This window comes from Winogradskyella arenosi (assembly GCF_003337305.1).
In the GTDB taxonomy this organism is placed as follows: Bacteria; Bacteroidota; Bacteroidia; order Flavobacteriales; family Flavobacteriaceae; genus Winogradskyella; species Winogradskyella arenosi.
Genome location: NZ_QPJO01000026.1, coordinates 1 through 1,044 on the forward strand (window position 1 = coordinate 1; position 1,044 = coordinate 1,044).

Below are 1,044 nucleotides of genomic sequence, written 5' to 3' on the forward strand. Positions count from 1 at the left end.
CGTTCTACGCAATTTGCCAGACCAATGAAAATTATATTTAATGACAGCGTAATTGATAATAAGATAGTCGAACCTGACTATGAATCTGAATTTAATTCTGCGAAAGAAAACGGATTTGAAACTGAAATATTCAGCTTTGAGGAAATAGAAGACGGAAATATAAATAATGCTCTGAAACTCATTAAAACTTGCGGAAAAATTGAATTAGGGATTTATCGAGGTTGGATGATGACGCCAAAAATTTATGAACAGTTCTACAATGGGCTTCTAAAAAAAAATATTCAGTTGATTAACAATCCAACAGAATACAAACATTGCCATTACTTACCAGAATCCTATGACAAAATAATTAACGAAACACCAAAATCGAATTGGACTAAAAACATTTCCGAAAACAGTATTTTGGAGTTATCAAGTGAATTTGGAGATAAGCCGATTATTGTGAAAGATTATGTAAAATCGGAAAAGCATAATTGGAATGACGCTTGTTTTATTCCAAACGCATCTGACAAAAATAAAGTTTTGGAAATAGTCAATCGATTTATTGAATTACGAGGAGATTATTTGAACGATGGAATTGTTTTCCGAGAGTTTATAGATTTAGAGTTTCTAACTGAACACTCTAAAAGCAAAATGCCATTAACTAAAGAATTTAGAATTGTTTTCTTAAATAAGAAAGTTGTTCAAATTTTCAATTATTGGGACGAGGGAAATTATGATTCTGAAAAACCTGATATTGATTTCTTCCAAAATATTGCAGAGAACATAGAAAGCAATTTCTTTACAATGGACGTTGCGAAAAAGAAAAATGGAGGTTGGATAATAATGGAATTAGGAGATGGACAAGTTGCTGGACTTCCAAACAATGCGAATAGAAATAAATATTATTACGAACTGAATAAAAACTGCGTAGAACACCGTGTATAATTAATTGCTGTATTCTTCTCTACTTGCGAATATTCCTGCGGAATATTCACAGGTTCGTAAAAGTTTGTTAACTTAGTCTCTAAACCACGCAACTAACCATACACAAACACGTTGTAA

Annotated in this window: 1 protein-coding gene; it reads left to right on the forward strand. The window is 31.6% G+C overall.

All coding sequences use genetic code 11. From position 1 onward, the window contains the following. The coding region (locus tag DFQ08_RS16015) for an ATP-grasp domain-containing protein (RefSeq protein ID WP_245935457.1) at positions 1–927 on the forward strand (927 nt) is incomplete at its 5' end. Positions 928–1,044: the final 117 nt, after the last annotated feature.